This is a genomic window from Ulvibacterium marinum (genome assembly GCF_003626755.1).
Taxonomy (GTDB): Bacteria; Bacteroidota; Bacteroidia; order Flavobacteriales; family Flavobacteriaceae; genus Ulvibacterium; species Ulvibacterium marinum.
The window spans coordinates 377124-399982 of the sequence record NZ_RBCJ01000002.1; the positions used below are offsets into that span (position 1 = coordinate 377124).

36 protein-coding genes are annotated in these 22859 nt (G+C 36.6%); 32 read left to right on the plus strand and 4 right to left on the minus strand.

Annotated features, from left to right (window positions below; genetic code table 11):
• Positions 1-58: 58 nt before the first annotated feature.
• From truA to D7Z94_RS08730, 3 genes are all read left to right on the plus strand, one after another.
• A complete protein-coding gene (gene truA / locus D7Z94_RS08720; protein WP_120711180.1) occupies positions 59-853 on the plus strand; it encodes a tRNA pseudouridine(38-40) synthase TruA in 795 nt (264 codons plus the stop codon).
• Between the two features lie 164 nt (positions 854-1017).
• Positions 1018-1893 carry an alpha/beta hydrolase gene (locus tag D7Z94_RS08725; protein WP_120711181.1) on the plus strand — a complete coding sequence of 292 codons (876 nt, stop codon included), beginning with the start codon at positions 1018-1020 and terminating at the stop codon, positions 1891-1893.
• Positions 1880-2677, plus strand: coding sequence for an alpha/beta hydrolase (locus tag D7Z94_RS08730; protein WP_120711182.1), 798 nt, complete (start codon positions 1880-1882; stop codon positions 2675-2677). The genes D7Z94_RS08725 and D7Z94_RS08730 overlap by 14 nt, the downstream gene beginning before the upstream one ends.
• Position 2678: 1 nt before the next feature.
• Here the strand turns inward: D7Z94_RS08730 and cysM are convergent, their stop codons facing one another.
• Positions 2679-3563, minus strand: coding sequence for a cysteine synthase CysM (gene cysM / locus D7Z94_RS08735; protein ID WP_120711183.1), 885 nt, complete (start codon positions 3561-3563; stop codon positions 2679-2681).
• Positions 3556-4347: a serine O-acetyltransferase EpsC gene (epsC, locus tag D7Z94_RS08740; RefSeq protein WP_120711184.1), complete on the minus strand. Its 792-nt coding sequence runs from the start codon at positions 4345-4347 to the stop codon at positions 3556-3558. Before epsC ends, cysM begins: the two co-directional genes overlap by 8 nt.
• A 95-nt stretch (positions 4348-4442) precedes the next feature.
• On the opposite strand from epsC, the gene D7Z94_RS08745 reads away from it, so the two are divergent.
• The gene (locus tag D7Z94_RS08745; RefSeq protein WP_120711185.1) at positions 4443-5123 is read left to right on the plus strand and encodes a DUF2461 domain-containing protein; all 681 of its coding nucleotides are present in this window, start codon (positions 4443-4445) and stop codon (positions 5121-5123) included.
• Here D7Z94_RS08745 and D7Z94_RS08750 read toward each other — a convergent pair.
• Positions 5115-5522 carry a glyoxalase gene (locus D7Z94_RS08750; RefSeq protein WP_120711186.1) on the minus strand — a complete coding sequence of 136 codons (408 nt, stop codon included), beginning with the start codon at positions 5520-5522 and terminating at the stop codon, positions 5115-5117. The genes D7Z94_RS08745 and D7Z94_RS08750 overlap by 9 nt on opposite strands.
• Before the next feature lie 305 nt (positions 5523-5827).
• Here D7Z94_RS08750 and D7Z94_RS08755 point away from each other — a divergent pair, with 305 nt between their 5' ends.
• From D7Z94_RS08755 to D7Z94_RS08900, 26 genes are all read left to right on the plus strand, one after another.
• Entirely contained in the window at positions 5828-6118 is a 291-nt protein-coding gene (locus D7Z94_RS08755) for a hypothetical protein (protein WP_120711187.1), read from the plus strand.
• Positions 6119-6177: 59 nt separating this feature from the next.
• On the plus strand, positions 6178-6570 hold the full coding sequence (locus D7Z94_RS08760; RefSeq protein WP_120711188.1) for a hypothetical protein: 393 nt from the start codon (positions 6178-6180) through the stop codon (positions 6568-6570).
• 304 nt (positions 6571-6874) lie between these two features.
• Positions 6875-7360: a hypothetical protein gene (locus D7Z94_RS08770; protein WP_120711190.1), complete on the plus strand. Its 486-nt coding sequence runs from the start codon at positions 6875-6877 to the stop codon at positions 7358-7360.
• A gap of 74 nt (positions 7361-7434) precedes the next feature.
• Positions 7435-7917, plus strand: coding sequence for a cupin domain-containing protein (locus D7Z94_RS08775; RefSeq protein ID WP_211341772.1), 483 nt, complete (start codon positions 7435-7437; stop codon positions 7915-7917).
• A 9-nt stretch (positions 7918-7926) separates the two neighbouring features.
• Positions 7927-8322, plus strand: a complete 396-nt coding sequence (locus D7Z94_RS08780; protein WP_120711191.1) for a hypothetical protein — start codon at positions 7927-7929, stop codon at positions 8320-8322.
• Positions 8323-8346: 24 nt separating this feature from the next.
• Complete coding sequence (locus tag D7Z94_RS08785; RefSeq protein ID WP_120711192.1) at positions 8347-8763, plus strand: hypothetical protein; 417 nt, start codon at positions 8347-8349, stop codon at positions 8761-8763.
• A 34-nt stretch (positions 8764-8797) separates the two neighbouring features.
• Positions 8798-9346 carry a hypothetical protein gene (locus D7Z94_RS08790; protein ID WP_120711193.1) on the plus strand — a complete coding sequence of 183 codons (549 nt, stop codon included), beginning with the start codon at positions 8798-8800 and terminating at the stop codon, positions 9344-9346.
• A 268-nt stretch (positions 9347-9614) separates the two neighbouring features.
• Positions 9615-9833: a hypothetical protein gene (locus tag D7Z94_RS08800; protein ID WP_120711195.1), complete on the plus strand. Its 219-nt coding sequence runs from the start codon at positions 9615-9617 to the stop codon at positions 9831-9833.
• A gap of 14 nt (positions 9834-9847) precedes the next feature.
• A complete protein-coding gene (locus D7Z94_RS08805) occupies positions 9848-10372 on the plus strand; it encodes a hypothetical protein (protein WP_120711196.1) in 525 nt (174 codons plus the stop codon).
• Between the two features lie 46 nt (positions 10373-10418).
• Positions 10419-10655 (plus strand): hypothetical protein, encoded by a 237-nt coding sequence (locus D7Z94_RS08810; RefSeq protein ID WP_120711197.1) that lies wholly within the window; start codon positions 10419-10421, stop codon positions 10653-10655.
• A 23-nt stretch (positions 10656-10678) separates the two neighbouring features.
• The gene (locus D7Z94_RS08815; RefSeq protein ID WP_120711198.1) at positions 10679-10981 is read left to right on the plus strand and encodes a hypothetical protein; all 303 of its coding nucleotides are present in this window, start codon (positions 10679-10681) and stop codon (positions 10979-10981) included.
• A 277-nt stretch (positions 10982-11258) separates the two neighbouring features.
• Positions 11259-11804, plus strand: coding sequence for a DMP19 family protein (locus tag D7Z94_RS08825; RefSeq protein WP_158594608.1), 546 nt, complete (start codon positions 11259-11261; stop codon positions 11802-11804).
• Positions 11805-12046: 242 nt separating this feature from the next.
• Positions 12047-12463 carry a hypothetical protein gene (locus D7Z94_RS08830; RefSeq protein ID WP_120711201.1) on the plus strand — a complete coding sequence of 139 codons (417 nt, stop codon included), beginning with the start codon at positions 12047-12049 and terminating at the stop codon, positions 12461-12463.
• Between the two features lie 149 nt (positions 12464-12612).
• Positions 12613-13440 (plus strand): restriction endonuclease, encoded by an 828-nt coding sequence (locus D7Z94_RS08835; protein ID WP_120711202.1) that lies wholly within the window; start codon positions 12613-12615, stop codon positions 13438-13440.
• A gap of 68 nt (positions 13441-13508) precedes the next feature.
• On the plus strand, positions 13509-13850 hold the full coding sequence (locus tag D7Z94_RS08840; RefSeq protein WP_120711203.1) for a hypothetical protein: 342 nt from the start codon (positions 13509-13511) through the stop codon (positions 13848-13850).
• Between the two features lie 111 nt (positions 13851-13961).
• On the plus strand, positions 13962-14375 hold the full coding sequence (locus D7Z94_RS08845; RefSeq protein WP_120711204.1) for a hypothetical protein: 414 nt from the start codon (positions 13962-13964) through the stop codon (positions 14373-14375).
• Positions 14376-14666: 291 nt separating this feature from the next.
• Entirely contained in the window at positions 14667-15152 is a 486-nt protein-coding gene (locus D7Z94_RS08855) for a hypothetical protein (RefSeq protein ID WP_120711206.1), read from the plus strand.
• Positions 15153-15191: 39 nt separating this feature from the next.
• Positions 15192-15506: a hypothetical protein gene (locus tag D7Z94_RS08860; RefSeq protein ID WP_120711207.1), complete on the plus strand. Its 315-nt coding sequence runs from the start codon at positions 15192-15194 to the stop codon at positions 15504-15506.
• A 52-nt stretch (positions 15507-15558) separates the two neighbouring features.
• Complete coding sequence (locus D7Z94_RS08865; protein WP_120711208.1) at positions 15559-15909, plus strand: hypothetical protein; 351 nt, start codon at positions 15559-15561, stop codon at positions 15907-15909.
• 24 nt (positions 15910-15933) lie between these two features.
• Entirely contained in the window at positions 15934-16365 is a 432-nt protein-coding gene (locus tag D7Z94_RS08870; protein ID WP_120711209.1) for a hypothetical protein, read from the plus strand.
• A 150-nt stretch (positions 16366-16515) separates the two neighbouring features.
• Positions 16516-17622, plus strand: a complete 1107-nt coding sequence (locus D7Z94_RS08875) for a cyanophycinase (protein ID WP_120711996.1) — start codon at positions 16516-16518, stop codon at positions 17620-17622.
• A gap of 207 nt (positions 17623-17829) precedes the next feature.
• Positions 17830-18933 carry a serine hydrolase domain-containing protein gene (locus tag D7Z94_RS08880; RefSeq protein ID WP_245967166.1) on the plus strand — a complete coding sequence of 368 codons (1104 nt, stop codon included), beginning with the start codon at positions 17830-17832 and terminating at the stop codon, positions 18931-18933.
• A 182-nt stretch (positions 18934-19115) separates the two neighbouring features.
• Positions 19116-19445, plus strand: coding sequence for a hypothetical protein (locus tag D7Z94_RS08885; RefSeq protein ID WP_120711210.1), 330 nt, complete (start codon positions 19116-19118; stop codon positions 19443-19445).
• Positions 19435-20013, plus strand: coding sequence for an RNA polymerase sigma factor (locus tag D7Z94_RS08890; RefSeq protein WP_120711211.1), 579 nt, complete (start codon positions 19435-19437; stop codon positions 20011-20013). Before D7Z94_RS08885 ends, D7Z94_RS08890 begins: the two co-directional genes overlap by 11 nt.
• Positions 20010-20369 carry a hypothetical protein gene (locus tag D7Z94_RS08895; protein WP_120711212.1) on the plus strand — a complete coding sequence of 120 codons (360 nt, stop codon included), beginning with the start codon at positions 20010-20012 and terminating at the stop codon, positions 20367-20369. The genes D7Z94_RS08890 and D7Z94_RS08895 overlap by 4 nt, the downstream gene beginning before the upstream one ends.
• 165 nt (positions 20370-20534) lie before the next feature.
• The gene (locus D7Z94_RS08900) at positions 20535-20990 is read left to right on the plus strand and encodes a DUF4440 domain-containing protein (RefSeq protein WP_120711213.1); all 456 of its coding nucleotides are present in this window, start codon (positions 20535-20537) and stop codon (positions 20988-20990) included.
• A gap of 60 nt (positions 20991-21050) precedes the next feature.
• Here D7Z94_RS08900 and D7Z94_RS08905 read toward each other — a convergent pair whose 3' ends face one another.
• Positions 21051-21656: a GIN domain-containing protein gene (locus D7Z94_RS08905; RefSeq protein WP_158594609.1), complete on the minus strand. Its 606-nt coding sequence runs from the start codon at positions 21654-21656 to the stop codon at positions 21051-21053.
• Positions 21657-22177: 521 nt separating this feature from the next.
• Between D7Z94_RS08905 and D7Z94_RS08910 the strand changes: the two genes are divergently transcribed.
• Entirely contained in the window at positions 22178-22513 is a 336-nt protein-coding gene (locus D7Z94_RS08910) for a hypothetical protein (protein WP_120711215.1), read from the plus strand.
• A gap of 7 nt (positions 22514-22520) precedes the next feature.
• Positions 22521-22811, plus strand: coding sequence for a hypothetical protein (locus tag D7Z94_RS08915; RefSeq protein WP_120711216.1), 291 nt, complete (start codon positions 22521-22523; stop codon positions 22809-22811).
• The last annotated feature ends 48 nt before the right edge of the window (positions 22812-22859 follow it).

Here is a 22859-nt window from a genome sequence, read left to right on the forward strand (position 1 = left end):
CAAAATACAAAAAAGCAGTAGTTTGTGGAGAATATTCAATCACCGATATCAGTTGATCATGAAGGAGAACTACAGTTATATCCTAAGAGTGCAATATTTAGGTTTTAGATACAGCGGCTGGCAAAAACAACCCAAACAAAAAACCGTGGAAGGTATGCTTGCCAAAACGCTGAAATTTATAATCCCTGATGTACAGTTCAAAATTTTGGGAGCAGGTAGGACGGATGCCAAGGTATCCGCATTGGCTGCGGCATTTACTTTAACCCTTAGGGAATCTCCTTTGGAAGATATGAATGGTTTTGTAGCGCTCTTCAATGAAAATCTACCACCGGACATCAGGATAGTATCGATACAGAAAGTGAAATCGGACTTCAACGCAATTCAAGATGCTAAAACCAAGGAATATGTGTATTTGTTTTCTTTCGGGCAAAAGAACCATCCTTTTTGTGCACCTTTTATGGCCAATTTTTTGGAAGATTTGGACATTAAATCGATGGAACGGGCGGCCAAGCTATTTGTGGGCACCCACGATTTTTCACCATATACATCCCGATTACAGCAAAACACAAAAACCATCCGTACCATTGCTTCCTGTGAACTAAAAACGAACACCTTGCTTAAGGCCAATTTCTTTCCGGAGCGCAGTTACGCATTACACGTTAGTGGAGCTGGCTTTATGCGATATCAAATCCGAATGATGATGGGCGCATTGGTGCAATTGGGCAAGGGGGAGATCGGCATTGAAAAAATAAGTGCTTCCCTGATATCAGGTTCGGAAACACGGTTTACCTATGTAGCTCCGGGATCCGGTCTTCTATTGAATGGATTGGAATTTACAAAAGATACGCCCTAGATTTCTTTTCGGGGAACATCTAAAAATGTACCGGAGACGGCTGCCTATGCAGACCTATTCAATATTGAAATAGAAATTTTGGGAAACGGTCGTAACACATGCTTTTAAAGGGTTTGGAAAATGGGTTTGTATCATTTTTTGTACATTGTTGAAAAACGCATTGCATGCCATCCTGGTTCTATATTCTGTTTTTGGTCCTTGGTATATACTTGATCATTAGCGTTCTGCTTTATTTCCTGCAGGATTATTTGATGTTCAAGCCGGAAAAGCTTCCCAAGGATTTCCAGTTCCATTATGAAAATCAGGAAACCGAGGAATACAATATTGAGACTAGGGACGGGGCAATTATCAACGGGCTTCGCTTTAAGGCCAAAAACCCCAAAGGATTGGTTTTTTATTTGAAGGGCAATTCAAAAAGCATCCGTGGCTGGGGAAAATTCGCTGTTGATTTTACCCGTCATGGATATGACGTGTTAATGGTGGATTATCGGGGGTTCGGCAAAAGTACGGGCAGGCGTACCCAAAAGGCCATAAAAAGGGACTTGCAGGTTATCTATAATAAGGTCAAGGAGAATGTCCACGAGAAATACATTATTCTCTACGGGCGATCCTTGGGCTCCGGATTTGCCACCAAATTGGCTTCCATGAACAATCCAAGAATGCTCATTTTGGATGCGCCATATTATAGCCTGAGCAAAGTGGCCAAACGATACCTCCCCTTTATGCCGTTGTCCTTGCTGATCAAATTCCCCATGCCGACCAATAAATGGCTGAAATATGTAAAATGTCCCATCCATATTATCCACGGTACGGATGATAAGTTGATACCCTATAAAACCAGTGTTAAACTTTCAAAAATACAGCCAAAATTGACCACTTTGCACACAATTATTGGCGGCGGCCATAAAAACTTGAATACCTTTGAATCCTATCATAAGATATTAACGGATATCATTACTACAAGACCCAAGGAAGTTAATTTAGAAGGCTCCAGTATAAATGTGAGACATTCAACCAAAAAAATCAATGCGCAGACTTAAAAAGGTTGGTATAGCCCTTGGTATTCTTTATTTGGGACTTGTTTTTTTGGCTTATTTTTTTCAAGAACGACTGATTTTTTTCCCCTCAAAGATGCCTATGGAGCATACTTACGATTTTTGCCAACCTTTTGAAGAATTTTTTTTAGATACGGAGGACGGTGCAAGATTAAATGCAGTGCATATTAAAAATAGTGGTAAAAAGGGGGTGGTCCTTTATTTTCATGGCAATTCCGGAAACGTATCGCACTTGTACCATGTCGCCAATCGAATTTCCAATAAAGGGTATGATGCCGTTTTTGTGGACTACAGAACGTACGGTAAGAGTACCGGGGCCTTAAGCGAAGAGGCCCTAAACAAGGATGCCCAACTGTTTTATGATTATGCCTTGGAACATTATAAGGAAAATGAGATTATCGTGTACGGACGCTCCTTTGGTACCGGTATCGCCTCCCGATTGGCTGCAAAAAACGCCCCCTGTCGTTTAGTTTTGGAATCCCCTTTTTATAGTGCTGTGGACTTAGGAAAACATCGCTTTCCTTTTTTGCCCGTATCCCTACTTTCTAGATATCGGTTCCCGTCCCATGAATATCTAAAGGAGGTCAATTGTCCGATCTATATTTTTCACGGTACTGAAGACTCGGTAATACCCTATGATGCGGCAAAAAGATTGTACGAATCCATTCCGGGCAACGCAAAAGAAATGTTCACCATTGAAGGGGGAGGGCATAACTACTTGCAAGCTTCCGCCACATTCCGTCAGGGAATCGGGGAAGCGTTGCGCTAATCTATTCAAACAAATCCGAGGAGAGATAGCGATCACCGCGGTCGCAGACAATGGAAACCAAAGTACCACTTTCCAAAGTCTCCGCTAGGCGTAGGGCCACCGTAGCGGCACCGCCACTGCTCATCCCTGAAAAAATACCTTCTTCCTTGGCCAGGCGTTTGGCCATTTCCTTGGCTTCATCCTGGCTTACCTCCATGATCTTATCCACCTTGGAGGCATCAAAAATCTTGGGTAGGTATTCTTCCGGCCATTTCCGAATACCGGGAATACTGGAATTATCCGTAGGTTGCACCCCAACAATTTGTATGGCCTTATTTTGCTCCTTTAAATAGGTAGAAGTTCCCATAATAGTTCCCGTAGTGCCCATGGCCGATACAAAATGGGTAATTTGGCCCTCGGTATCCCGCCAGATCTCCGGTCCGGTCGTTTTCAGATGCGCCTTCCAATTATCGTCATTGGCAAATTGGTTGACCATGGTAAAACCTTCAGTTGCAACCTTGGCTTCGGCATAGTCTCGGGCACCTTCAATCCCCCTTTCAGAGGACGTTAAAGTAACTTTGGCCCCATAGGCCCTCATGGTCTGCACCCTTTCCTTGGTGGCGTTTTCTGGCATTACAAGTTCAATATTCAATCCATAGACTCCCGCGATCATGGCCAATGCAATCCCTGTATTACCACTGGTCGCTTCGATCAATCTGGACTCTTTTGAGATATCGCCCCGTTCCAGACCACTTTTTAGCATATTGTATGCCGCACGGTCCTTGACACTTCCGCCCGGATTATGCCCCTCCAGTTTAAAGTAAAGCTTTACATTAGGATTTTGGTTCAGTACTCGGGATTCCACAAGGGGGGTATTCCCGATCAAATCCAGGATATTCTTAGACATTGGAAGAGGTTTTGATCTTAATTTCAGGGGTGTGAAAAACGGTGGAATGGGGAGGAATGGAATCGGTCAACCAGGCGTTACCACCAATAACGCTATGTGCCCCAATAACCGTTTCCCCACCTAAAATGGTGGCATTGGCATAAATGGTAACATTGTTTTCAATGGTGGGGTGACGTTTCGTTTTTTGCAAATCCTTGGCAACATACAAGGCGCCAAGAGTCACCCCTTGATAGATTTTAACGTTGTCCTTGATCAGGGCCGTTTCGCCTATGACCACCCCCGTGGCATGGTCGATAAAGAAAGACTTGCCGATTTGTGCCCCGGGATTGATATCCACCCCCGTCTGTCTATGTGCATATTCCGTCATTAATCGGGGAACCAAGGGGAAACCGGTTTTGTAAAGCTCATGTGCCAAACGATAGATGGCAATGGCGTAAAAGCCGGGATAAGCCATATACACTTCCTCAATGGACAAAGTAGCCGGATCACAACTTACAATGGCCTCTGCGTCAAGATTTAAACTTTCCAATATTTCGGGCAATTTTACCACATAGTTGTCCCAAAGCATTTTACAAGGTTTGTCCACCTCCCAACACGCTAGGTTCACCATCGCATCGAATTCCTTTTCCAGATCTTCCAGATTCTCTGCTACGGGCGTATCACTATCGAACAGCGTGTAAAAAAGTCGATTGGTAAAGCCTTCTACCTTTTCCTTTAAGACATACCTAAGATTGGGCTGTTTTTTATGATGATTGATTTTTTCAATTATGGGCCGATAATCCATGGGAAAATTCTTATAGGTTCAAAATTAACCAATATTTCAAAAGCGGTAACCCCTAAATGGTTAACTTTAGCTTAAAATAACAACTGCTAGGTCGTATGTTACAGCCATCAATTACCAAGAAATCCTTGGGGTTTTTAAAAAAACTGGAAAAAAATAACAATCGGGAATGGTTTAATGAACACAAACCGGAGTTTAAGCAGCATGAGGCCGATGCGAAAACCTTTTTCTCAGGGGTGATGGAAAATCTTAAGCTGCATGACGATATAGACAAGATGAAAATGTTCCGAATTTATCGGGATGTCCGTTTTGCCAAGGATAAAAGTCCGTACAAGTCACATTTTGCCTGCTCCTTTTCCCGTGCGGGCGCAAGGCTCCGAGGGGGATATTATATACAGGTAAAGCCCGGCGGAAGTTTTTTGGCCACCGGTTTTTGGGAACCCAACAAGGAAGATCTGTTTCGGATACGCAAGGAATTTGAACTGGATGCTTCGGAAATTAGAAACATCATCAACGACACGGATTTTAAGCAAGTCTGGGGAGATTTGGTTGGGGATGCCGTAAAGACCGCACCCAAAGGGTTTGATAAGGAACATCCGGATATTGACCTTATTAAAAGGAAGCAGTTTATATTTGTCCGTAATTTTTCGGATGATGAAGTTACTTCAGATAGTTTTCCAAAGCATGTGGATGATTCGTTCAAGGCCATACGGCCTTATTTTGATTTGATGAGCGATATCTTGACCACCAATCTCAACGGTGAATCGCTTTTAGACTAGGATAGCCTCCTCAAAAAATTGTATCTGGTCCTTTAACCGATCAATGACCATACCCATCATACGCTTGTTCAATGCCGATGAGTTTTGGATATACTTTTGGTACTCCTCCAGGGTAAATTGACCGATGACCATTCCTTTTAGAGAATTCCTAAACTTAATGTCCTTTTGGATGGCATTTTCGACGTATTCCAAACGCTTTTCCAAGACCAGATCGTGGAAGCGATTTTTATGTTTCGCGATGTAATTGCCAAAAGCGGCTAGGAGCAAAGGGTTCTGAAACTTGATGATGGGCCGTAAGGTTTCGTTCTGGAAACGCTCTTCATCGGTCATTTCAAGGGTGATTTTGGCTTTTGGAATGTTAGGACGAATGTTTAAAAGAGAATGGGACCTATCGCTCATGTCGAGAAGTTTGTATAAAGTTAGCGGTTAATGGGCATCCCAATTTTGGAAAATGGTGAAGTTTTCAACGGGGTTATGAACAAGGGAAAAGGGTTTTAAGTGTTGAATTTTGAGTTTTGGAATTTGGGATTTGAGTTTTGCGCTTAACGTTCCGCGCTCTGCGCTTCGCGTTCAGCGTTTCAAGTTTCCAGTCATTTTCTTTAATGTAACGTAAAGACTATATTTAAACAACTGTTTTATAATCGATAAGGCAATGGATATAGTTATACACCTTGGGACTTTTAGATATTTTTGATTAATAAATAATGAGGAGACTTAATACAGATGAACTTTTGGATAAATTCAGGGATTATGCCTTGGATATTGAGTATTGTGATTTTAAAGATTCATCCACGAAAATTGATCAGTTTTTTAATTTTTTATGGAATCAAGCAATTTCAAAGCGAATACTTGAACGATTTTATGAGGACTTTGAAGAACTCAGGAGCTTACTAAAAGATTGCAAAATATTGAGACCTGAGTATAGAAGGATGGAGTCAATAAAGCAAGCTCTTGTAAACCGCGAATATCAAGGAGCTTTCGGCTTTTTTGCATAGATGAATTATTTAAAAGTATAGAAAGACGGCACGACATCTACTATATTGACCTTGGGGATTTGTGGTATAGTGCAGGAGGAGATTATTTTAATTATCAAAAGAAGTTTAATACACATTTTTTTAAGCCTTTTGTCGGGTTATTCGAATGGTATATGTATGAAAGTAAAACGAGGGATAATGCTGATTACTTTTCTTTAGAGAGCCAGAACCTTATTTTGGAAGAACTATCAGAGATTAAAAGAATGTTGATCCAAAACGGTATAGGGCAAAATATAATATTTGAAGAGATAGAAGAACAAGCCGAGCTAATCAAGTTTTTGGATAAGAAAAATTGGCTTCAACACTTAAAAGGTAAAATTTTTGGTTTAGTAAGTGGAAAGATAATTGAAAGTGAGCAGGCGGAAAGATTGATAAATCAATTGCAAGAATTTGTGAATAGTATACCCAAATAACTTCATAAAATCAGTTAAGCAAAAACAAAGTTAACCAAAGTTCAAATAAACGATTGAAACTCCTGAAATTAAGTTTATGTGTAAACATTGTTTTCTCAAAGAATATTCTTCTTTTGAAAGTGAAAAAATATGGTTAGATTTTGATTTACAACTGGTGAAGAAACTTGGTCAAGGCAACATGAAATTTAAAGAGGTGACTAATGAGGGAGAACATCATTATAGTTGTTTGCATTGCAACCAACAATGGAAACTAAGCGACCCCGACCATGCTTACAGGGTTTTTTTTTAACAGTTCAATAAAACGATGTTGATTAAAGAAATTAAAACACAGCTCTTTGCTGATTACTTTCAATTTTATATTCAGGATGAAAATGTGACTGGAGATTTGTCCAATGCTTGGACTGATGAAGCCGTAGACCGACTTTTAGCCCTTGCACCTGGAACAATAGGTGTTGGCACAGTTAGAAATATGGACGTCCCGGTTACCATAAAAATATTCAATAACAAACCTCAATTATGGGATGATTTGAGTTTAATACATCATATTAACGAGTGTGATTTTGAAACACAATCTGATAAAATAGTAGTTGCAGGATGCACGGATTATTTTCCAGACGCCATGAGAGTCGAAATTGGTAAAGGGCTGTACAAGATCAGAATATATTATGGTAATTTGGACAAACTTAGTGATGACCAGCTTGACGGCGAGGATTTTTATGAAATACAGATTTGGCCAAGTGAAAATAGATCCGGTGTTCAAATTTTAAAGAATAAAAACCATTGCACTTAATAATTGACCTAAGTTCAAATAAACGATTGACCAATATATATCCGAATATTCAAAACAATTGAAAATCTAAAGATATGAAAATTAGAGAGTTATTTTTGATAGTCATGGTTTTTGCACCCTTATCCATTTTGGCGCAAGATGCTACCTATAGTGTTTCTTCGTATCTCAGTGAAGGGAGAAAAGCACCAAACACCCACTATATCGGAGAAGCATGGTTGAATGCAATTGTTCACGATGATGCTGATTTGGGATACAACATAACCAAAGCAACGTTTAAAGCAAATTCGACATTGGATTGGCACAAGCACGGTTCGCCACAGGTGTTAATAATTGTTGAGGGCCAGGGTTATTACCAAGAAAGGGAGAAAGAGCCGGTCATCTTAAAAAAAGGTGATATTATCAAATGTGAAAGGGGTATAGAGCATTGGCATTCCTCGACCAAAGAAACAGATGTGACCTATTTGGCTTTATATAGCGGTGAGCAACCCACCACTTGGACAGAAGTACTCTCACAGGAATATTATGATTCGGTCGCCATTAAGTTGAAAGTTCAATAAAACGATTAAATGAGTTGGGATTTATATGTACAAGATTGGGGAGATTTTGATTCATTAGAACAAATACCTGGTGATTTTGAACCTAAACCAATTGGCAACAGAAGCGAATTAATTGATAAAATTGAAGTAGCTGAACCGACGGTAGATTTTACAAATCCATCTTGGGGTCTTTTGGAAAATGAGTTCTTCTCAATTGAGTTTAACATGGGAGATTCTGAATTGTCCGACGGTTTTGTAATGCATGTTAGGGGTAATGAGCTGGCCATCCCATGCATAGGCAACATTTTGGACTCACTTAACTTAAAGGCTGCAGACGGATCAACTCCTGAATTTTTTGATGTAGTAAAATCCAAGAAGAATATGAAAAAATGGATAGACTATAGAAATTCTATTCTTAACAAATGATAAAGTTCAAATAAACGATTCAAAATGAATATATCTGTGTTTGGGGTAATTGGTATTACTTTAATTCTAATTGAGATTTACTCAAAAACATTGGCGGACTATATTGAGAATTCAATAATTGAATTGCCCAAAAAACTAATACAATTAGCTAAGACTACATTTAATCCTAAAGGTAAGGCGGTAAAACTTAAGAATAAGTTGTTTTTGGTTGGCCTAATCCTTGGGATTGTCGGATTTATTTTGCTAAATATCTCTGATAATCTCTATACAATCGGTTTTGTTTTTATATTTTTTGGGTTGTGGATTCCAGCCTTATGGGGTGTTGCAATGATATGGAGCCCGGTATTAGCTTTTATTTTTAAGGCTTTTAATTTTCTAACCAGAGGAAAGGCCTTAGCCGGTATGGGTTTATTGATGGCTGTATTCGACATTATTTCTTAAGTCTAAAACAAAAAGTTCAAAAAAACGATAATAGATGATAAAGAAATTAATTCTAATTGCTTTGTTCGGCATTACAATCTCCGGTCATTCACAATTATCGGAATCACTTAATCAACTGAAATCTGATCCAGAACCAGATTTTGCCACTTATGAGCAATTATTTTTTGATGCCACAGAATATATCTTCGACAATCCTGTAAATTTTAAATCAGAGGAATTTGTAAGTGCTTGTCGAATCGTGGATTTTTGGAAAAATGAGGACACTGGAATCAACGTTCCTATTTTTGGAAATTTTTATAATTCCTTGAATCCAAAAAGCAATCAGCGTTACTTCTATATGATTGCGATTACGAATTATATTTTGAACGAAAAACTCAACAATAACAGATATTTGAAGAACACTAAAATTGAAGGTCAGAAATATAGTGAACAGGAGGATGTTAAAGAATCTCAGATAGAAGGAGCTAAAATATTTTTGGATTATGTTTCAAATAAAAATAATAGACTCATCTTAAACTCAAAGTCAAAGAAATTTTTGAAAGCTCATGAGAACGGGAGGTTGGATGAAATCTTCTTTGATTAAACTAAAAGTTCAAATAAAGGATAAATAACTATGGAAAGAATATTTAATAATCTATCCGATTCATTACTAATTAGTGATAGTCAAAACCAGAAAATGGGCAAGGTCACAGTATCACTTTACTTAGATGACGTATTGGTACTTCTGAGATTTCTACAAGATGAAAATGGAAAGTTAACAGATGAAAGTTCGGTCAATTTTAATGGTATATGTATGGAGCTACACACATCTATCATTAAGAAATTAAACGGCATAAAAGTCTAAACAGATTATGAGCATTTTTTGGAAAATCATAGCCATAGTTTTAGTCTGGATTTTAGTATTAGCTTGGAACAAATATGTAATCCAAGAAATGGTTGAAAAAGTTGTAAGAATGAATCCAAAGAACAGCTGGTTAGCAAGTAAAAAAGAAATAATTAAGAAAGCGTTTCAAGTTTTCTTTTTAATCTTCTGTGTTTTATTTACAGCCTCAATGGTAATTTCAAAATAAAGTTCAATAAAACGATGACAAATACATCAGAAAGACTAAGTTCCTTGGAAGACCATAAATTGATAGATGTTGTAAAAAACTATCGACAGTATGGTTATGGTGATGAAATTAGGAATGAGGCACTGAGTATTCTGGAAAGTAGAGGTATTGATGAGTTTGAGTTAAGGCTGAAGGGAAATTTTCAAAATTCGACTTATGATCGAACACTGGATTATTATCGAGATTTTGCGCGAAACTCCAAAATAGCTTTCGGCCTCTATTTATATATTATATTCGGAAATATCCTCTTAGCAATTTTGTTACCGGATTGGAAGTATGGTGATATGTTATTGTCGATAGTTTCGATTATTGTATTCATAGGATATTTGGTTTTTATTCTGCTATCATTCATGAATCAATCAAATTTTTACAAGGCGATGGGTAAGCCATATGGAGCAGAAGGAGCATTGGTTTATTTTCTTGTAGGGATGCCATTTTATATTTTCATGTATTTCTATTTCAGAAAACAAATGAAGGAACAATTGAATCTTGTTCATTAAAAATTTCTGTATGAGTGAAAAGTTCAAATAAACGATTTAAAGATTCATGCGGAGTAAAGGTTTTAAAGTTGTTGTTTCTCTAGTTGTGATTCTTTTTGCTTTTGCATTTTACCTTTTCCATTATGTAACCAATGGAATTGGAGAAGCCGCCGAGAAAAGCATAAAAGCTGTTCATGAAGTTTCTAAATCATTGGACTCTACTGATTATAAAAAACTTGATTCTTTGAAGCAGGAAGTAGTACAGAAACTAGATTCTCTTGAAGACAGCAAATCAACTGACTAATAATTGAAAAGTTCAAAAAAACGATGAGCTACTTCAAAACACAGGTCGACAGAAATTTAATGGGGAAGCTACTGGAGAAGAAAGGAAAAATATTGGAAGCCAAAGCTCTTTACGAAGCCAATATTTCCGAGGATTTCGAAGGCAGTTTTCCATACAGGAGGTTAGCAATTATATATCGAAAAGAAAAATCGAAAGCCGACGAGATAAGAGTTCTAAATAAAGCTTTGGTAGTCTTTAATTCCTTAATTCCATCAGAAAGAAAGGATGTTGATGCGAAACTAAGGGAATTCCGTGAAGCTCTGAGAAAGGCTAAATCAAAAATGTAAAAGTCTATTTAAAGGATGAAATTAGTATCATCAAAGAACGTATATGAAATCCTTGAAATAATTAGGGATAAACCAGAGTTGTATTTGACTTCTAAATCGATTAGTTCACTTCAGAACTTTTTGAATGGTTATTTACTTTTAATGCCAAACGATATTAATAGAAATGACGACTATCCACCTTTTGATAAATTCAAACAACATATTTTAAATCAAAAAGAAAGGTTTATTGGAATTAGCAACCCATATAGCTCATTTTTCAAATTAAATAGTGATGGAGATGAAGAACGAGCTTTTGAGCAATTCTTTCATTACTTGGATTTGTTTTAAAAAATCACAAGGAACCTTAAAGTTCAAAAAAAGGATGAAGAACATTATAACAATTATTTTGGCCTCTATATTCATATTCTCTTGCAAACAAAAAACTAGGGAGCCAGAATCGCCATATGGTAAAATAGGGACAGCTAAAGCATTACAAAAGGCAATTAAGGAATCCGAAATTAGTGATCAACAGGATTTCGACCCAATAAGGCCAAATATAAGTGAACTTGAAGCCGAAATAAATAATGGAGGGTTCCACCAATATTTTTTCAATTCTTCAGGCCAGAATTGCTTTGAAACTCTCCGGGCTCTTGAAGAAAAAAATGATGAATATAGTAAGCAACTTGCAGATTTGTTAAGAAAGGCTATTGATGTCGTAAACGTGGATAAATTACCTAATGATATTCTAATTGATAAGATTAGGAAAAGAGAACTGGAATCACTAGAAAATGATTCCATAATTGATGCACTCTATAGTTTGGATAGGACTTATTATGGTAATTAAAGTCAAATAAAGGATTATGGTAATTCAAAGGAGTTTTTACAGGGATTATCCAAGAGCATGGTTGGAAGGTGATGACAAGGTGTTCTATGCTTTTGGCACTATCTGTTTCTTGATGTTAATTTTTTCCTTGTTTAAATTGAAAAGGGCCAATAATACAATCCCCTTATATAGGCGTGTCATTTGGCCTGTAACTTTTTTAGTTGGATTAGTTTTATCAATATTGATAATAGTCTATTAAAACGATGAGCAGAAATCAAGCATTAGAGAAAGTGGGCCGGGCCCGGGTCGCATATTTTCTTCAACAAAGAGGATGGCTTGTTGGGGAAGCTTTTGATAATGGTTATGACTTACTGGCGTTCAATACCGAGACCAAAGATATTTGCTTGATTGAACTTAAAACCATGGATCTTAATAATAGAGGGGCAGAAACCAATTTAACATCCCCGGTTTCCAAAAAAGAGCGTGAATCTTGCACACATATTATTGTTTATCTGGAGCCGGAAGGACGTTGCTTTATCGCCAGAAAGGAAAAGATTCTAACAAAAAAGGGGAATATTTTTGCAGCGACCACAATAGAGGGAAAACTTCGAAAACCCAGAAAAGGTAGCTACAGCTTTGCAGTTTACGAAAACTGTTGGGAAGAACTAAAGTCTAAATAAACGATGGCAAAGCTCACTTTACTTCCCTTTAGTATTTGTTTAAATTAGTTTAGCAAACAGAAGATATATAGACCATAAGAGCTATATTCCTATGTTGAATGTAAACAGTCAGAAAGCATTAAACTTTAAAAAGAATTGGTGGTATTAGAATGGATTGGAAAGAATATGAAAATATTACTAAGTATATCTATGAGGAATTAGGGCGAAAAGCTGGAGTAAAGATAGTTGGATATGGAAAGTCTTTTAAAGTAAAAGGGAACTCAAACGTTTCTCACCAAATAGATGTTTTGACGACACATAGTGATGGTATTCATGATTATCAGACAGCAATCGAATGTAAATACTGGGAGAAAAAGATAAACAAAGACGTTGTAATGAAAGTTGCTTCAATTATCGATGACACTAATATAGATAAAGGAGTAATAGTTTCAAAAAGAGGATATACGGAAGATGGAAAATCCTTCGCTAAACAGAAAAACATAGGTCTTGTTGAACTAAGAGAGTTAGATGAAACGGAAGCAAAAGAAACCAACTTCCCGATAGCTGAAATGATCCTAAATTTTAAAATAAAACGTAAAAGACCAAAAATATTAAATATTGAATTTGATTATGTTGATATAAATACAGAATTGTCCAAAATAGAGCCGAATCAAATGATAATTAGACTTGAAAATGGTAAAGAAGTCGCTCTCAATGAATATATTTTATCCTTTAAAGAAGAGTTGCATAAACAAGAACCAAGTAAGAGAATAAAGAAGTATTTTGAATTAGAAAATGCGAATGTTATTAATTACCTGAGTAAAGAAATAGCTCAAATAAGAGGACTCACAATGTATGGTTTCCTGGAATTAAAAAACATGGATAATAGGCGTCATTTCAATATTGTTGATGAAGTTTGGTTAAAAATGAAATCCATTTTTGAAGGAAATATATATACAATTTCAAAGTTGGGCATGATAAAAAAAGACAATGATTAATTGCCTGGAACTTGCCAACTCATAACCAAGAACTCAGTTAATTCAAAGTTTAAAAAAAGGATTGTGCGATGGCAAATTATAATTTCAACAATAAGAAATTCACGCTACTACAAAATACGGATAATGGGCAGGTGGATTCCAAAACAATTTTCGAGTATAAACAGGATGGGAATCTGGTAACCGCGGATTACTTCGGCGGGTCAATAAAGTACGGTAAGATAATTGCCAAACTCAAGGGGAATAAGCTAAACATGCTTTACCAATGTTTGACTACTGATAATGAGCTCAAAGCCGGAAAAGCGGTTGCCGATATTACCCTTTCCGATAATGGAAAACTCAAATTATCCTTGGTTTGGGAATGGCTAACGGATAAGAATGAAAAAGGCCGATCCGAATATGTTGAAATATGAAAGCAAAGTACTTGAGTAATTAAAAGTTCAAATAAACGATTCTTAACTTCCGTTTGGAAAGAGGATGACTACTGACTAATTTAAATAATTACGCAAACTAAAATACTAGATTTGACTTATAAGTACTCCATTTGTTATCCAGACAAAGAAAACATTGAATATCCTACTAAGTTATTGGGAAAGGAAGAAGTTCTTGATATGGCTCAGAATTATCCATGGATAGAACAACTCAAATTATCCGATAGTCTAACAACAAAAATTTACTATAGTCCTTCAATCGACTTTACACATATCAAGGATGAGCACAGTTTTTGCTTGACAGCAGGAATGAATAAAGATAGGCTTGAGTTTTCGATATGGTATAATAGACCTGTAAAAACCAAACCTCTTTTTGGACTACTTGGAGAAAAGATAAAATTAAGAGTTGTTGATAAATGGTCGTTTGACAAACAAACTGCTTTAAAACATCTGGAAACGTTTTTAAATCAGGATTATAAAAGGATTGAAAGGATTATGACTGAATAAAGGTTGTCTAATCCAGTTATTAAAAGTTCAAATAAACGATTGAAACTCCTGAAATTAAGTTTATGAGTAAACATTGTTTCCTCAAAGAATATTCTTCTTTTGAAAGTGAAAAAATATGGTTAAATTTTGATTTACAACTGGTGAAGAAACTTGGTCAAGGCAACATGAAATTTAAAGAGGTGACTAATGAGGGAGAACATCATTATAGTTGTTTGCATTGCAACCAACAATGGAAACTAAGTGACCCCGACCATGCTTACAGGGGTTATTTTTTAACGGTTCAATAAAACGATGTTGATTAAAGAAATTAAAACACAGCTCTTTGCTGATTACTTTCAATTTTATATTCAGGATGAAAATGTGACTGGAGATTTGTCCAATGCTTGGACTGATGAAGCCGTAGACCGACTTTTAGCCCTTGCACCTGGAACAATAGGTGTTGGCACAGTTAGAAATATGGACGTCCCGGTTACCATAAAAATATTCAATAACAAACCTCAATTATGGGATGATTTGAGTTTAATACATCATATTAACGAGTGTGATTTTGAAACACAATCTAATAAAATAGTAGTTGCCGGATGCACGGATTATTTTCCAGACGCCATGAGAGTTGAAATTGGTAAAGGGCTGTACAAGATCAGAATATATTATGGCAATTTGGACAAACTTAGTGAAGACCGGCTTGACGGCGAGGATTTTTATGAAATACAGATTTGGCCAACTGAAAATAGATCCGGCGTTCAAATTTTAAAGAATAAAAACAATTACACTTAATAATTGACCTAAGTCCAAATAGACGATAAAAACTATCTAATGAACTGGAAAAATTATTTAAAGGACCATTGGGCTTCTTTTTTAGCTAATGGGGCGATATCTTGGATTCTATTCATGATTTTTGGAATATTCTATTTCTTACGATTAGATTCTGTCCTTTATGATTCCTCTGGTGGAAAATTCTATATGGTAACAGAAATGTGGCAACCATTTTATATGGGTGGAATGATACTCGTTATTGGGCTATTATTGATGTTAGTTACAAAAGCATTTAAAAAGAATCTCCTAGTTCTCTTTCTAGGGATTTTGACAATTATTGCGTACTTCTATGAAATTAAGATTGATGGTTTTTAATAACTTCTATACATTAATTGGAATAATTAGCTCTAACAAGTTCAAATAAAGGATGAAGAACAAGGACATAGTACCGTTAATCATTTCAATTATATTGATGTTAGTGTCATTTGGTAAGGTTTTAACTTCTAACTACGTTCTCAACCAATCACACTATATCGGGATGGGTTGCTTGATTATATCGACTTTATTATATTTTCTAAATAAAAGGATTTATATATATGTTTTTGGATTAACCTTATTTGGGGGGCTAATCGGCTTACTCGATTTTTTTTACACAACTTTTAAAATTGGATTTGCTGGGATTGGAGTGAATCCCATTTTTATAGCTCTGCTAATTCTATTTTTTGTTTTTGGAAAAGATGAAATGAATAAGCTTTTCCCAGAAAAACCAACTAAATAGAGATTTCAAAAGTTCAAATAAAGGATGAAGTTAACCAATGACCAAATCGAGGAGGCCGCTTATATTTTCGAAAAGGAAAATGGGCACCCAGGGGATGACTACACCAAAAGGATTCTCGCTGAATCTGAACTTACAGTATTTAGTTCAAAGGAGCTTGAAAAAATAATAGTTGATGGTTTTGATAAAGGGTTTTATAATAATTCTGACACGAAAACAAGTGCTTATTGGGCACTGAGCAAAAGATTCAATCACGACTTAATTCCCTTTTTCAATAGGCGGTTGAAGTCTGAATTGGAAGCTAAAAATTCTGCAGCTGTCTATCAACTTCTGATAGCTCTAGGCAACATGGGAGTGCCTGTTTTTAATAAAGACAGGGAAGGAGGTTCGGCTATTTATGAAACTGAACTGAATTTAAGGGATGCCAAAGAGTATTTAAAAAGGGTGAATAAAGTTTAAATAAACGATTTATTAACTTGACAATAGATATGAAAAATGTAATATCCGTGATGATATTGCCGTTTTAGGTGCTATTTACCTATTAAAAGAAATATGGAAAAAATCCGAAAAATATTTATCTGTTTTATTCTTTCAACAGCATTGTTTCCAATGAACGATTTAATTGGGCAAGATTCAAAGAGCTTGAACGTAAGTGGAACAATTGGCCCGGAAAAGGGTACTTTGATAATTACCGGAGACTGGATTCACGGGATTTTTCAAGATAAATTTTTGGAACTCATAGGTGGGGCGGACGCACCAATTGTTGTCATTCCAACAGCCAGTTCTTCTGAAATCCTTTCTGATGAGTTTTTAGAAAAATACAAACAAAGATTCGTTCAGTCGGGTTTCAATAACGTAACTGTATTGCACACCAGAGATCCAAAGGAGGCCAATACAGATGAGTTCATTGAGCCGATTAAAAATGCCATGGGCGTTATTTTTAGCGGGGGAAGACAATGGCGACATGCGGACTCATATTTAAACACAAAAGCGCATGAAGAATTTTTTAAGCTCCTAGACCGCGGAGGAGTTATCGCAGGAGGGTCGGCCGGTGCTACAATTCAAGGTTCATATTTGGCCAGGGGAGATTCGTATGGAAACACAAAAATGATGGGGGATCATGAGGTAGGATTGGGCTTTATCAAAAATGTGGCGATCGATCAACACCTTTTGAAAAGAAACAGACAGTTCGATATGTTTGAAATTCTGGATAACAGACCCGAGTTATTGGGAATAGGGATAGATGAGGGTGCCGGAATAATTGTTAAAGGTGATTCATTCAAAGTTTTGGGGGAAAGTTATGTAGTCATGTATGATGGAACACGCTGGTCGAAAGAAAGAGATACAATTTATAAATTACCCAAAGGTAGCAGGGAGTTTTACACCTTAAAATCCGGTGATGAATATAATTTAAAAACAAGATCGGTAATCACTTTTGAAACAAAAGAATTTTTGAGCTTAAAAGAAAATGAATTAAAAAAATATTGTGGTGATTACAAGTTAGCGGAGGCAAACACAACATCTAAATTTTTAATTGAGGATGGTTCTTTGTTTTTTAGGGTAAATGACCGAACCTTTCGCCTTTTTCCAGAATCAGAAACTCGATTTTATGTGCAAGGAACTACTATTTATTTAGACTTCCTGCTTGATTCAAAAGGAAAGATAGTAAAGGCATTAATTCCCAGTCATAAGGAAACTTGGGAAAGAGTGGATTAAAAAGTTCAAAAAAAGGATTCTTCACAGCCCAAAGTCAATGGGCAAATAGCCTTCCCCATGCCATAAAATCCCCGATGCATCAAACTACTACTTTTCCAAATGTGCAAGGTAAACGAGTAATCCCATATTCTTGTAACCTTTTTCAAAGTCATCTTGTCAAATAAATGTAAGGTCACAAAAGACCACTACATCACTAATTTTGAAAAGATGAACAAATCAAAAATTCAGCAGTATATTGTTATGGCACTGTTTTTCTCGATGATTTATAGTTGCTGTTCACAATCAGCCATTGAACAAGTCAAGACCATTAGTGGAAAATCCATAAAAGTGATAAAACTTGACTCAGCAATTCAAAGCATCGTGGATTCGGTACAGGTTCCAGGTTTGTCCATTGCCATAATGAATGATTCAAAAATTGTTTATCATAATACTTTTGGTGTTGCCAACATCAACACTCAAGAACCTGTGACCAATGAAAGTATTTTTGAAGCAGCCTCCCTTTCAAAACCACTGTTCGCCTATTTTGTTATGAAGCAGGTTGAGAAAGGAATTCTGGATTTGGACAAACCGTTATTTAATTACTTGCCACATCCGGATATATCGTATGACGAAAGCTATCAATTGATAACCGCTAGAATGGTCCTTTGCCACACCACTGGTTTTCCAAATTGGAGAAAAGATGATAATAAAGATGGCAAATTGTACCTTAAATTTAATCCTGGTACTGGATTTAATTATTCCGGGGAAGGATATCAATATTTAGCCGCCGTGGTTGCTAAAATAAATGGAACCGACCCTAATGGCTTGGATGGAATCTTTCAAAATGAAGTGGCAAAACCACTGAAGACTGAACCACTGTACTACAATCGAAATGACAAAATAAAGAAACATAAGGTATACGGGCATAACGAAAAGGGACCCACTGATAACGCACAGTATGACGGAAATACTTTTGGTGCCGCCTACAGTTTGCATACCGAGGCCGTTTCATATGGTAAATTCCTTGTTGCTCTGCTTAAAGAGGAAGGATTGACCAAAAATTCTTTTGATGAAATGTTGAAGGAACAAGTCCATTTCAAAGATTATAACCACTTGAAACAAGAAGTTGGTCAGACTGGCTGGGGTTTGGGCCTTGCCCAAAAACCTACGGAATATGGGATGATGCATATGCATACAGGGAACAACCACGATTTTCAAGCTTATATGATGATACTTCCTGAAAAAGAATTCGGAATAGTCTTCTTCATGAATGCCGGTAAAGCCATACCCTTTATTCAAAGATTAAACGCTATCATTGGCCCGGTCTTTTAAATAAAAAAGCGTAAGATGACAATGGGAATTTGACTATGGCAGACCAAAAACAGATTCTTGGCATTGCTAATGATTGCGTGAGACAAAACCTTGAATTTGTTTTTAACCAATTCGGTAATAGTGGAAATACATATACCATAAGTTAGAACTGATAATAGAAGAATAATTTAAAGTGCCAAGATATGCAATCAACACAGGATGTAATTATGGGATTGGGCATGATATTAGGGCTGGTGACAATTACCTTTATCATTGCCAAGTACACCTATCAGGTCAAAAAAGCTATGATAGACAGGGGTTTGACGTCCAAAACCCCAAATGAAAAATTACGGTATCTAGACATAGGTGGCATCTTGCTGGGCCTGGGTATTGGACTTATCGTATCATCCATTTTCACGACAATGGATTTATCTGAAGATACCATGGATTTGTTGGTTTGGGGAACAATATTGATATTCGGGAGTTTTGGTCTGGCCTTAGCACACTTCATAAGAAGAAAGCTTGAGTCTTGAAACCCCAAATAACGATATCTTTTTAATCAATAGGATAAAAGATGGAGATACGGGCGCTTTTAGACAACTTGTTGAAAAGTATAAAAACGTATCCCTGTCCCTCGCTTGTTCAATACTAAAAGACGAGATAAGGGCAGAAGATGTTTTACAGGATGTTTTTGTTAAAGTGTTTGAAAAAGTAGATGCATTCAATTTCAACTCCGCCTTTTCTACATGGTTGTATCGCATCGTGGTAAATACCAGTTACAATGAACTGAAAAAGTATAAAAATCAAACAAGTCTTTCCCAAGTTGACTTAAAACCTGAAAAATCAATAGATAATACGGCTCTAAATGACCTTAAAGAAGAAGAACAAGAAAAGTATATACGAGTGGCCCTAAATAGACTAAAGGCCGATCAGGCATTGATTCTCAGGTTATTCTACCTGTGTGATTTAAAAATCACGGAAATAGAAGATATTACCGGATTCAAAAGTTCCAAAATAAAAGTGGATCTTCACAGAGGCAGGATTAACCTGGACAAAGAGCTCAAAAAGTTGTTAGGGAACGAAATACATGATTTATTATGAACGAGAAAGAAACCAAAGAACTCATAGAGAAAAGTATCATCCCAACCTCTGATGGTTTTACCGACAAACTGATGCTGCGTCTCGAAGCTAGGGAAGTCGACAAAAAAACCGCTGTGTGGCGTTTTATACCTACAATCTCTGCTATAACCGTGGTCGTGTTAGCGGTGAATTTTATTGTTTACAAATATCTGGAGTCCGGTGTTACACTATTCTCTACAGACCTAAAAGTTGATGGAATTCCTATTTTCTTGGCCACTACGGTCTTGTTACTTATTGCCATTAATCACATTTTGAAACTAAACCACATTTACAGCATTTCCAAGTCCAATCCTGGTCGTTTTAAAATGGAATCATGATAGATTTAGCTGAGCCTCCTATTACTTCTGGGTGTCATACATTAAACTTTTATAGGGAAAGCTATTTTTATCATTAAATTGAAAGTTCAAAAAAACGATTTATTTCTTTTTTGTCGCCACTATCGACAATAGAAGTGAAAAAGAGTCAAAAAACATAATCAGATCATGAAAAATAACTTTCTTTTTATCCTATGTTCCCTTATGGCAATGCCATTGATTTATCCTCAGGAGACTGTTAGCAATACCGAACAAAGACAAGGAATTTATGACCTGGTCGAAAGTTACGCCCAGGCAAGGGAAAGTAAAGATACCGTATTGCTCGAAAGTATTTTAGTGACCGATGTGGACCAATTGGTCTCTTCTGGAAATTGGAGAAATGGTAAAAAGGAATCTATGAAAGGGATGTTGCGCAGTTCTGCAAGCAATCCCGGAACAAGAACGCTCAAAGTTGAAAAAATACGATTTCTTAACTCAACGAGTGCAATTGCGGATGCCAGATATCAAATACAGAATTCCGATAAGACTATCCGGAAGATGTGGAGCACTTTTATTGTTGTTTACAAAGAGGATAGATGGAAAATTGCTGCTATAAGAAATATGCTGCCCGCAAGACCGCAATAAAGCTTGCCATAGCGATTGATTCAAAGTTCAAATAAAGGAAAATAAATCATCAGGATAAAACTAGAGTTTGGCAACTCTAATACTCGTAAGTCCATCCGCCGATTTGTGTACTTTCGATGTTTCCAGATCCCGGGCATTGATTCTTCCCATTCCATCCAAACGCAAATCGGATCTGTCCGCTTTGCCTGAAAACCTCATGGAACATAATCCATCCAAATCGACTTCTAATCTTTGAACGTCCACTTCAATTTTTCCTCTGATAAGCCCATCGCCTTTTACACTAAAACTATTGCTCGAAACGGGATCAATGGAATAGACATATACCAAACCTTCCACATTAACCCCCTTTAATTCGGGATGCGTCAGATTCACTTTGATCCTAGGAGAGGAATGGCGTTTCCTAGTACCGCCGTAACGTTGCTTTTTACGAAGCCCTATGTACAAGGTGTTATTTTGAACGGTGATTCGATAATCCTCCATTTTTTTCTCATTTCTTGTTTCAAGATTGACCTTGGTCTCAGAACCTTCTTGTAAATATAGGCGTACGTTCCCGTCCAGTCGTACATTATCAAAGGCTTCTTCAATATTTAGGGTTTCGGTATACTGCCCAATGACACTGCATACCGTTAAGAGCATTCCTGCTACTAGTAAACTTGCTTTTTTCATAATCGGTTCATTTTTAAATAGATGAATAGTTCTGCTATTAAAGACTCGGTTGTTTTGCTGTTTGTTACACTTATTTTTACTAATTATTCTGACCTTAAGGACTCGGCAGGATTTGAATACGCGACTTTCAAAGATGTTTTTAAACATGATCTTTTTGATTGATGAGTAAGTAAAATATGTATTTGGCAAACCCCGGAAGTTTGAAATAAACATCCTACGGATGTTTATTCTCGATCTAATATTATGCCAAGAACACAATTAATTAAAAATCAAATGGTTATAGCCATATAACTAAAAATGTTCCCATGTTACTGTAAAAAATATTTACATGAGATGTCCATTAATTGAACACCAGACTTGACTGGAGAGAATTGGTATTGGCTTGTCATTGACAGAAATGAATGCTCCTGTAAAACGAGCCTTTTATAGAAGTTGCATATTAATTTCTATCTTCATAATGTAACTTGAAAGTTCAAAAAAACGATAGGCATATCGAAGTTAGTATTTAATCTCAAAAAGTGATGAATAGAGTATTTCTTGTTTTTTCCTTAATAGCAATACTGATATTTACTTCATGCGGTAAGGATGAAGATGGAAGACAATACTATTGGGAACAAACCAAATGTTCCGATCCCTGGGGAACCGGAGAGAATGATTCGAACCTTGACACGACGAATGCACTGAAAGATTTTTTGAAAGATAATAGCATCAATATCTTGAGTATCAATTTTGATAATAATTCAACTCTGGATGTTCGGTGCGAATCGTGTGGTTGTGGTACCGGGCAAAGGATGTTAATATCCGTACCGGAATTGGATGAAGAAAAAATAGAAAACCTAGGTTTTCTCAAAGTATGAATATGGGATGTGGAAATATAAAAATCTTGGACTTGTGATAGTAATCACTGTTATCGGATACAACGTCTATGATTACTTTAAAGTAAAAAAGAGCATTCGAAAAGACGGAATTGAAGAATGTAGCAAGAAAATCAGAGTAACCAATCCGGAAATCGACAAAAAAATTGCGGATAAATATTGTGAATGTGCTTTTGATAATCTCGGGGAAAATTATAAAAACTCAAATGTTGGAGCGGAAAAAATTCTTGAGAACGAAAAGTCAATAATGCAAGACTGTCTTAATAAGGCCAAACAATGAATAACAAAACCAGAAAGTTTAAAGAAAGGATTGCCAAAATTAATTATT

Bases quoted from the DNA above. Each gene is read 5' to 3' on its own strand.
- D7Z94_RS08915 (WP_120711216.1), top strand. From the start codon at position 22,521: ATGTGGAAATATAAAAATCTTGGACTTGTGATAGTAATCACTGTTATC.
- D7Z94_RS08900 (WP_120711213.1), top strand. From the start codon at position 20,535: ATGAAAAATAACTTTCTTTTTATCCTATGTTCCCTTATGGCAATGCCA.
- D7Z94_RS08880 (WP_245967166.1), top strand. From the start codon at position 17,830: ATGAACAAATCAAAAATTCAGCAGTATATTGTTATGGCACTGTTTTTC.
- D7Z94_RS08810 (WP_120711197.1), top strand. From the start codon at position 10,419: ATGCGGAGTAAAGGTTTTAAAGTTGTTGTTTCTCTAGTTGTGATTCTT.
- D7Z94_RS08805 (WP_120711196.1), top strand. From the start codon at position 9,848: ATGACAAATACATCAGAAAGACTAAGTTCCTTGGAAGACCATAAATTG.
- cysM (WP_120711183.1), bottom strand. From the start codon at position 3,563: ATGTCTAAGAATATCCTGGATTTGATCGGGAATACCCCCCTTGTGGAA.
- D7Z94_RS08785 (WP_120711192.1), top strand. From the start codon at position 8,347: ATGAATATATCTGTGTTTGGGGTAATTGGTATTACTTTAATTCTAATT.
- D7Z94_RS08910 (WP_120711215.1), top strand. From the start codon at position 22,178: ATGAATAGAGTATTTCTTGTTTTTTCCTTAATAGCAATACTGATATTT.
- D7Z94_RS08860 (WP_120711207.1), top strand. From the start codon at position 15,192: ATGAACTGGAAAAATTATTTAAAGGACCATTGGGCTTCTTTTTTAGCT.
- D7Z94_RS08800 (WP_120711195.1), top strand. From the start codon at position 9,615: ATGAGCATTTTTTGGAAAATCATAGCCATAGTTTTAGTCTGGATTTTA.
- D7Z94_RS08780 (WP_120711191.1), top strand. From the start codon at position 7,927: ATGAGTTGGGATTTATATGTACAAGATTGGGGAGATTTTGATTCATTA.
- D7Z94_RS08775 (WP_211341772.1), top strand. From the start codon at position 7,435: ATGAAAATTAGAGAGTTATTTTTGATAGTCATGGTTTTTGCACCCTTA.
- D7Z94_RS08750 (WP_120711186.1), bottom strand. From the start codon at position 5,522: ATGAGCGATAGGTCCCATTCTCTTTTAAACATTCGTCCTAACATTCCA.
- D7Z94_RS08815 (WP_120711198.1), top strand. From the start codon at position 10,679: ATGAGCTACTTCAAAACACAGGTCGACAGAAATTTAATGGGGAAGCTA.
- D7Z94_RS08870 (WP_120711209.1), top strand. From the start codon at position 15,934: ATGAAGTTAACCAATGACCAAATCGAGGAGGCCGCTTATATTTTCGAA.
- D7Z94_RS08865 (WP_120711208.1), top strand. From the start codon at position 15,559: ATGAAGAACAAGGACATAGTACCGTTAATCATTTCAATTATATTGATG.
- D7Z94_RS08790 (WP_120711193.1), top strand. From the start codon at position 8,798: ATGATAAAGAAATTAATTCTAATTGCTTTGTTCGGCATTACAATCTCC.
- D7Z94_RS08895 (WP_120711212.1), top strand. From the start codon at position 20,010: ATGAACGAGAAAGAAACCAAAGAACTCATAGAGAAAAGTATCATCCCA.
- D7Z94_RS08755 (WP_120711187.1), top strand. From the start codon at position 5,828: ATGAGGAGACTTAATACAGATGAACTTTTGGATAAATTCAGGGATTAT.
- D7Z94_RS08875 (WP_120711996.1), top strand. From the start codon at position 16,516: ATGAACGATTTAATTGGGCAAGATTCAAAGAGCTTGAACGTAAGTGGA.
- D7Z94_RS08825 (WP_158594608.1), top strand. From the start codon at position 11,259: ATGAAGAACGAGCTTTTGAGCAATTCTTTCATTACTTGGATTTGTTTT.
- D7Z94_RS08885 (WP_120711210.1), top strand. From the start codon at position 19,116: ATGCAATCAACACAGGATGTAATTATGGGATTGGGCATGATATTAGGG.
- epsC (WP_120711184.1), bottom strand. From the start codon at position 4,347: ATGGATTATCGGCCCATAATTGAAAAAATCAATCATCATAAAAAACAG.
- D7Z94_RS08905 (WP_158594609.1), bottom strand. From the start codon at position 21,656: ATGAAAAAAGCAAGTTTACTAGTAGCAGGAATGCTCTTAACGGTATGC.
- D7Z94_RS08730 (WP_120711182.1), top strand. From the start codon at position 1,880: ATGCGCAGACTTAAAAAGGTTGGTATAGCCCTTGGTATTCTTTATTTG.
- D7Z94_RS08770 (WP_120711190.1), top strand. From the start codon at position 6,875: ATGTTGATTAAAGAAATTAAAACACAGCTCTTTGCTGATTACTTTCAA.
- D7Z94_RS08725 (WP_120711181.1), top strand. From the start codon at position 1,018: ATGCCATCCTGGTTCTATATTCTGTTTTTGGTCCTTGGTATATACTTG.
- D7Z94_RS08745 (WP_120711185.1), top strand. From the start codon at position 4,443: ATGTTACAGCCATCAATTACCAAGAAATCCTTGGGGTTTTTAAAAAAA.
- truA (WP_120711180.1), top strand. From the start codon at position 59: ATGAAGGAGAACTACAGTTATATCCTAAGAGTGCAATATTTAGGTTTT.
- D7Z94_RS08855 (WP_120711206.1), top strand. From the start codon at position 14,667: ATGTTGATTAAAGAAATTAAAACACAGCTCTTTGCTGATTACTTTCAA.
- D7Z94_RS08840 (WP_120711203.1), top strand. From the start codon at position 13,509: ATGGCAAATTATAATTTCAACAATAAGAAATTCACGCTACTACAAAAT.
- D7Z94_RS08830 (WP_120711201.1), top strand. From the start codon at position 12,047: ATGAGCAGAAATCAAGCATTAGAGAAAGTGGGCCGGGCCCGGGTCGCA.
- D7Z94_RS08835 (WP_120711202.1), top strand. From the start codon at position 12,613: ATGGATTGGAAAGAATATGAAAATATTACTAAGTATATCTATGAGGAA.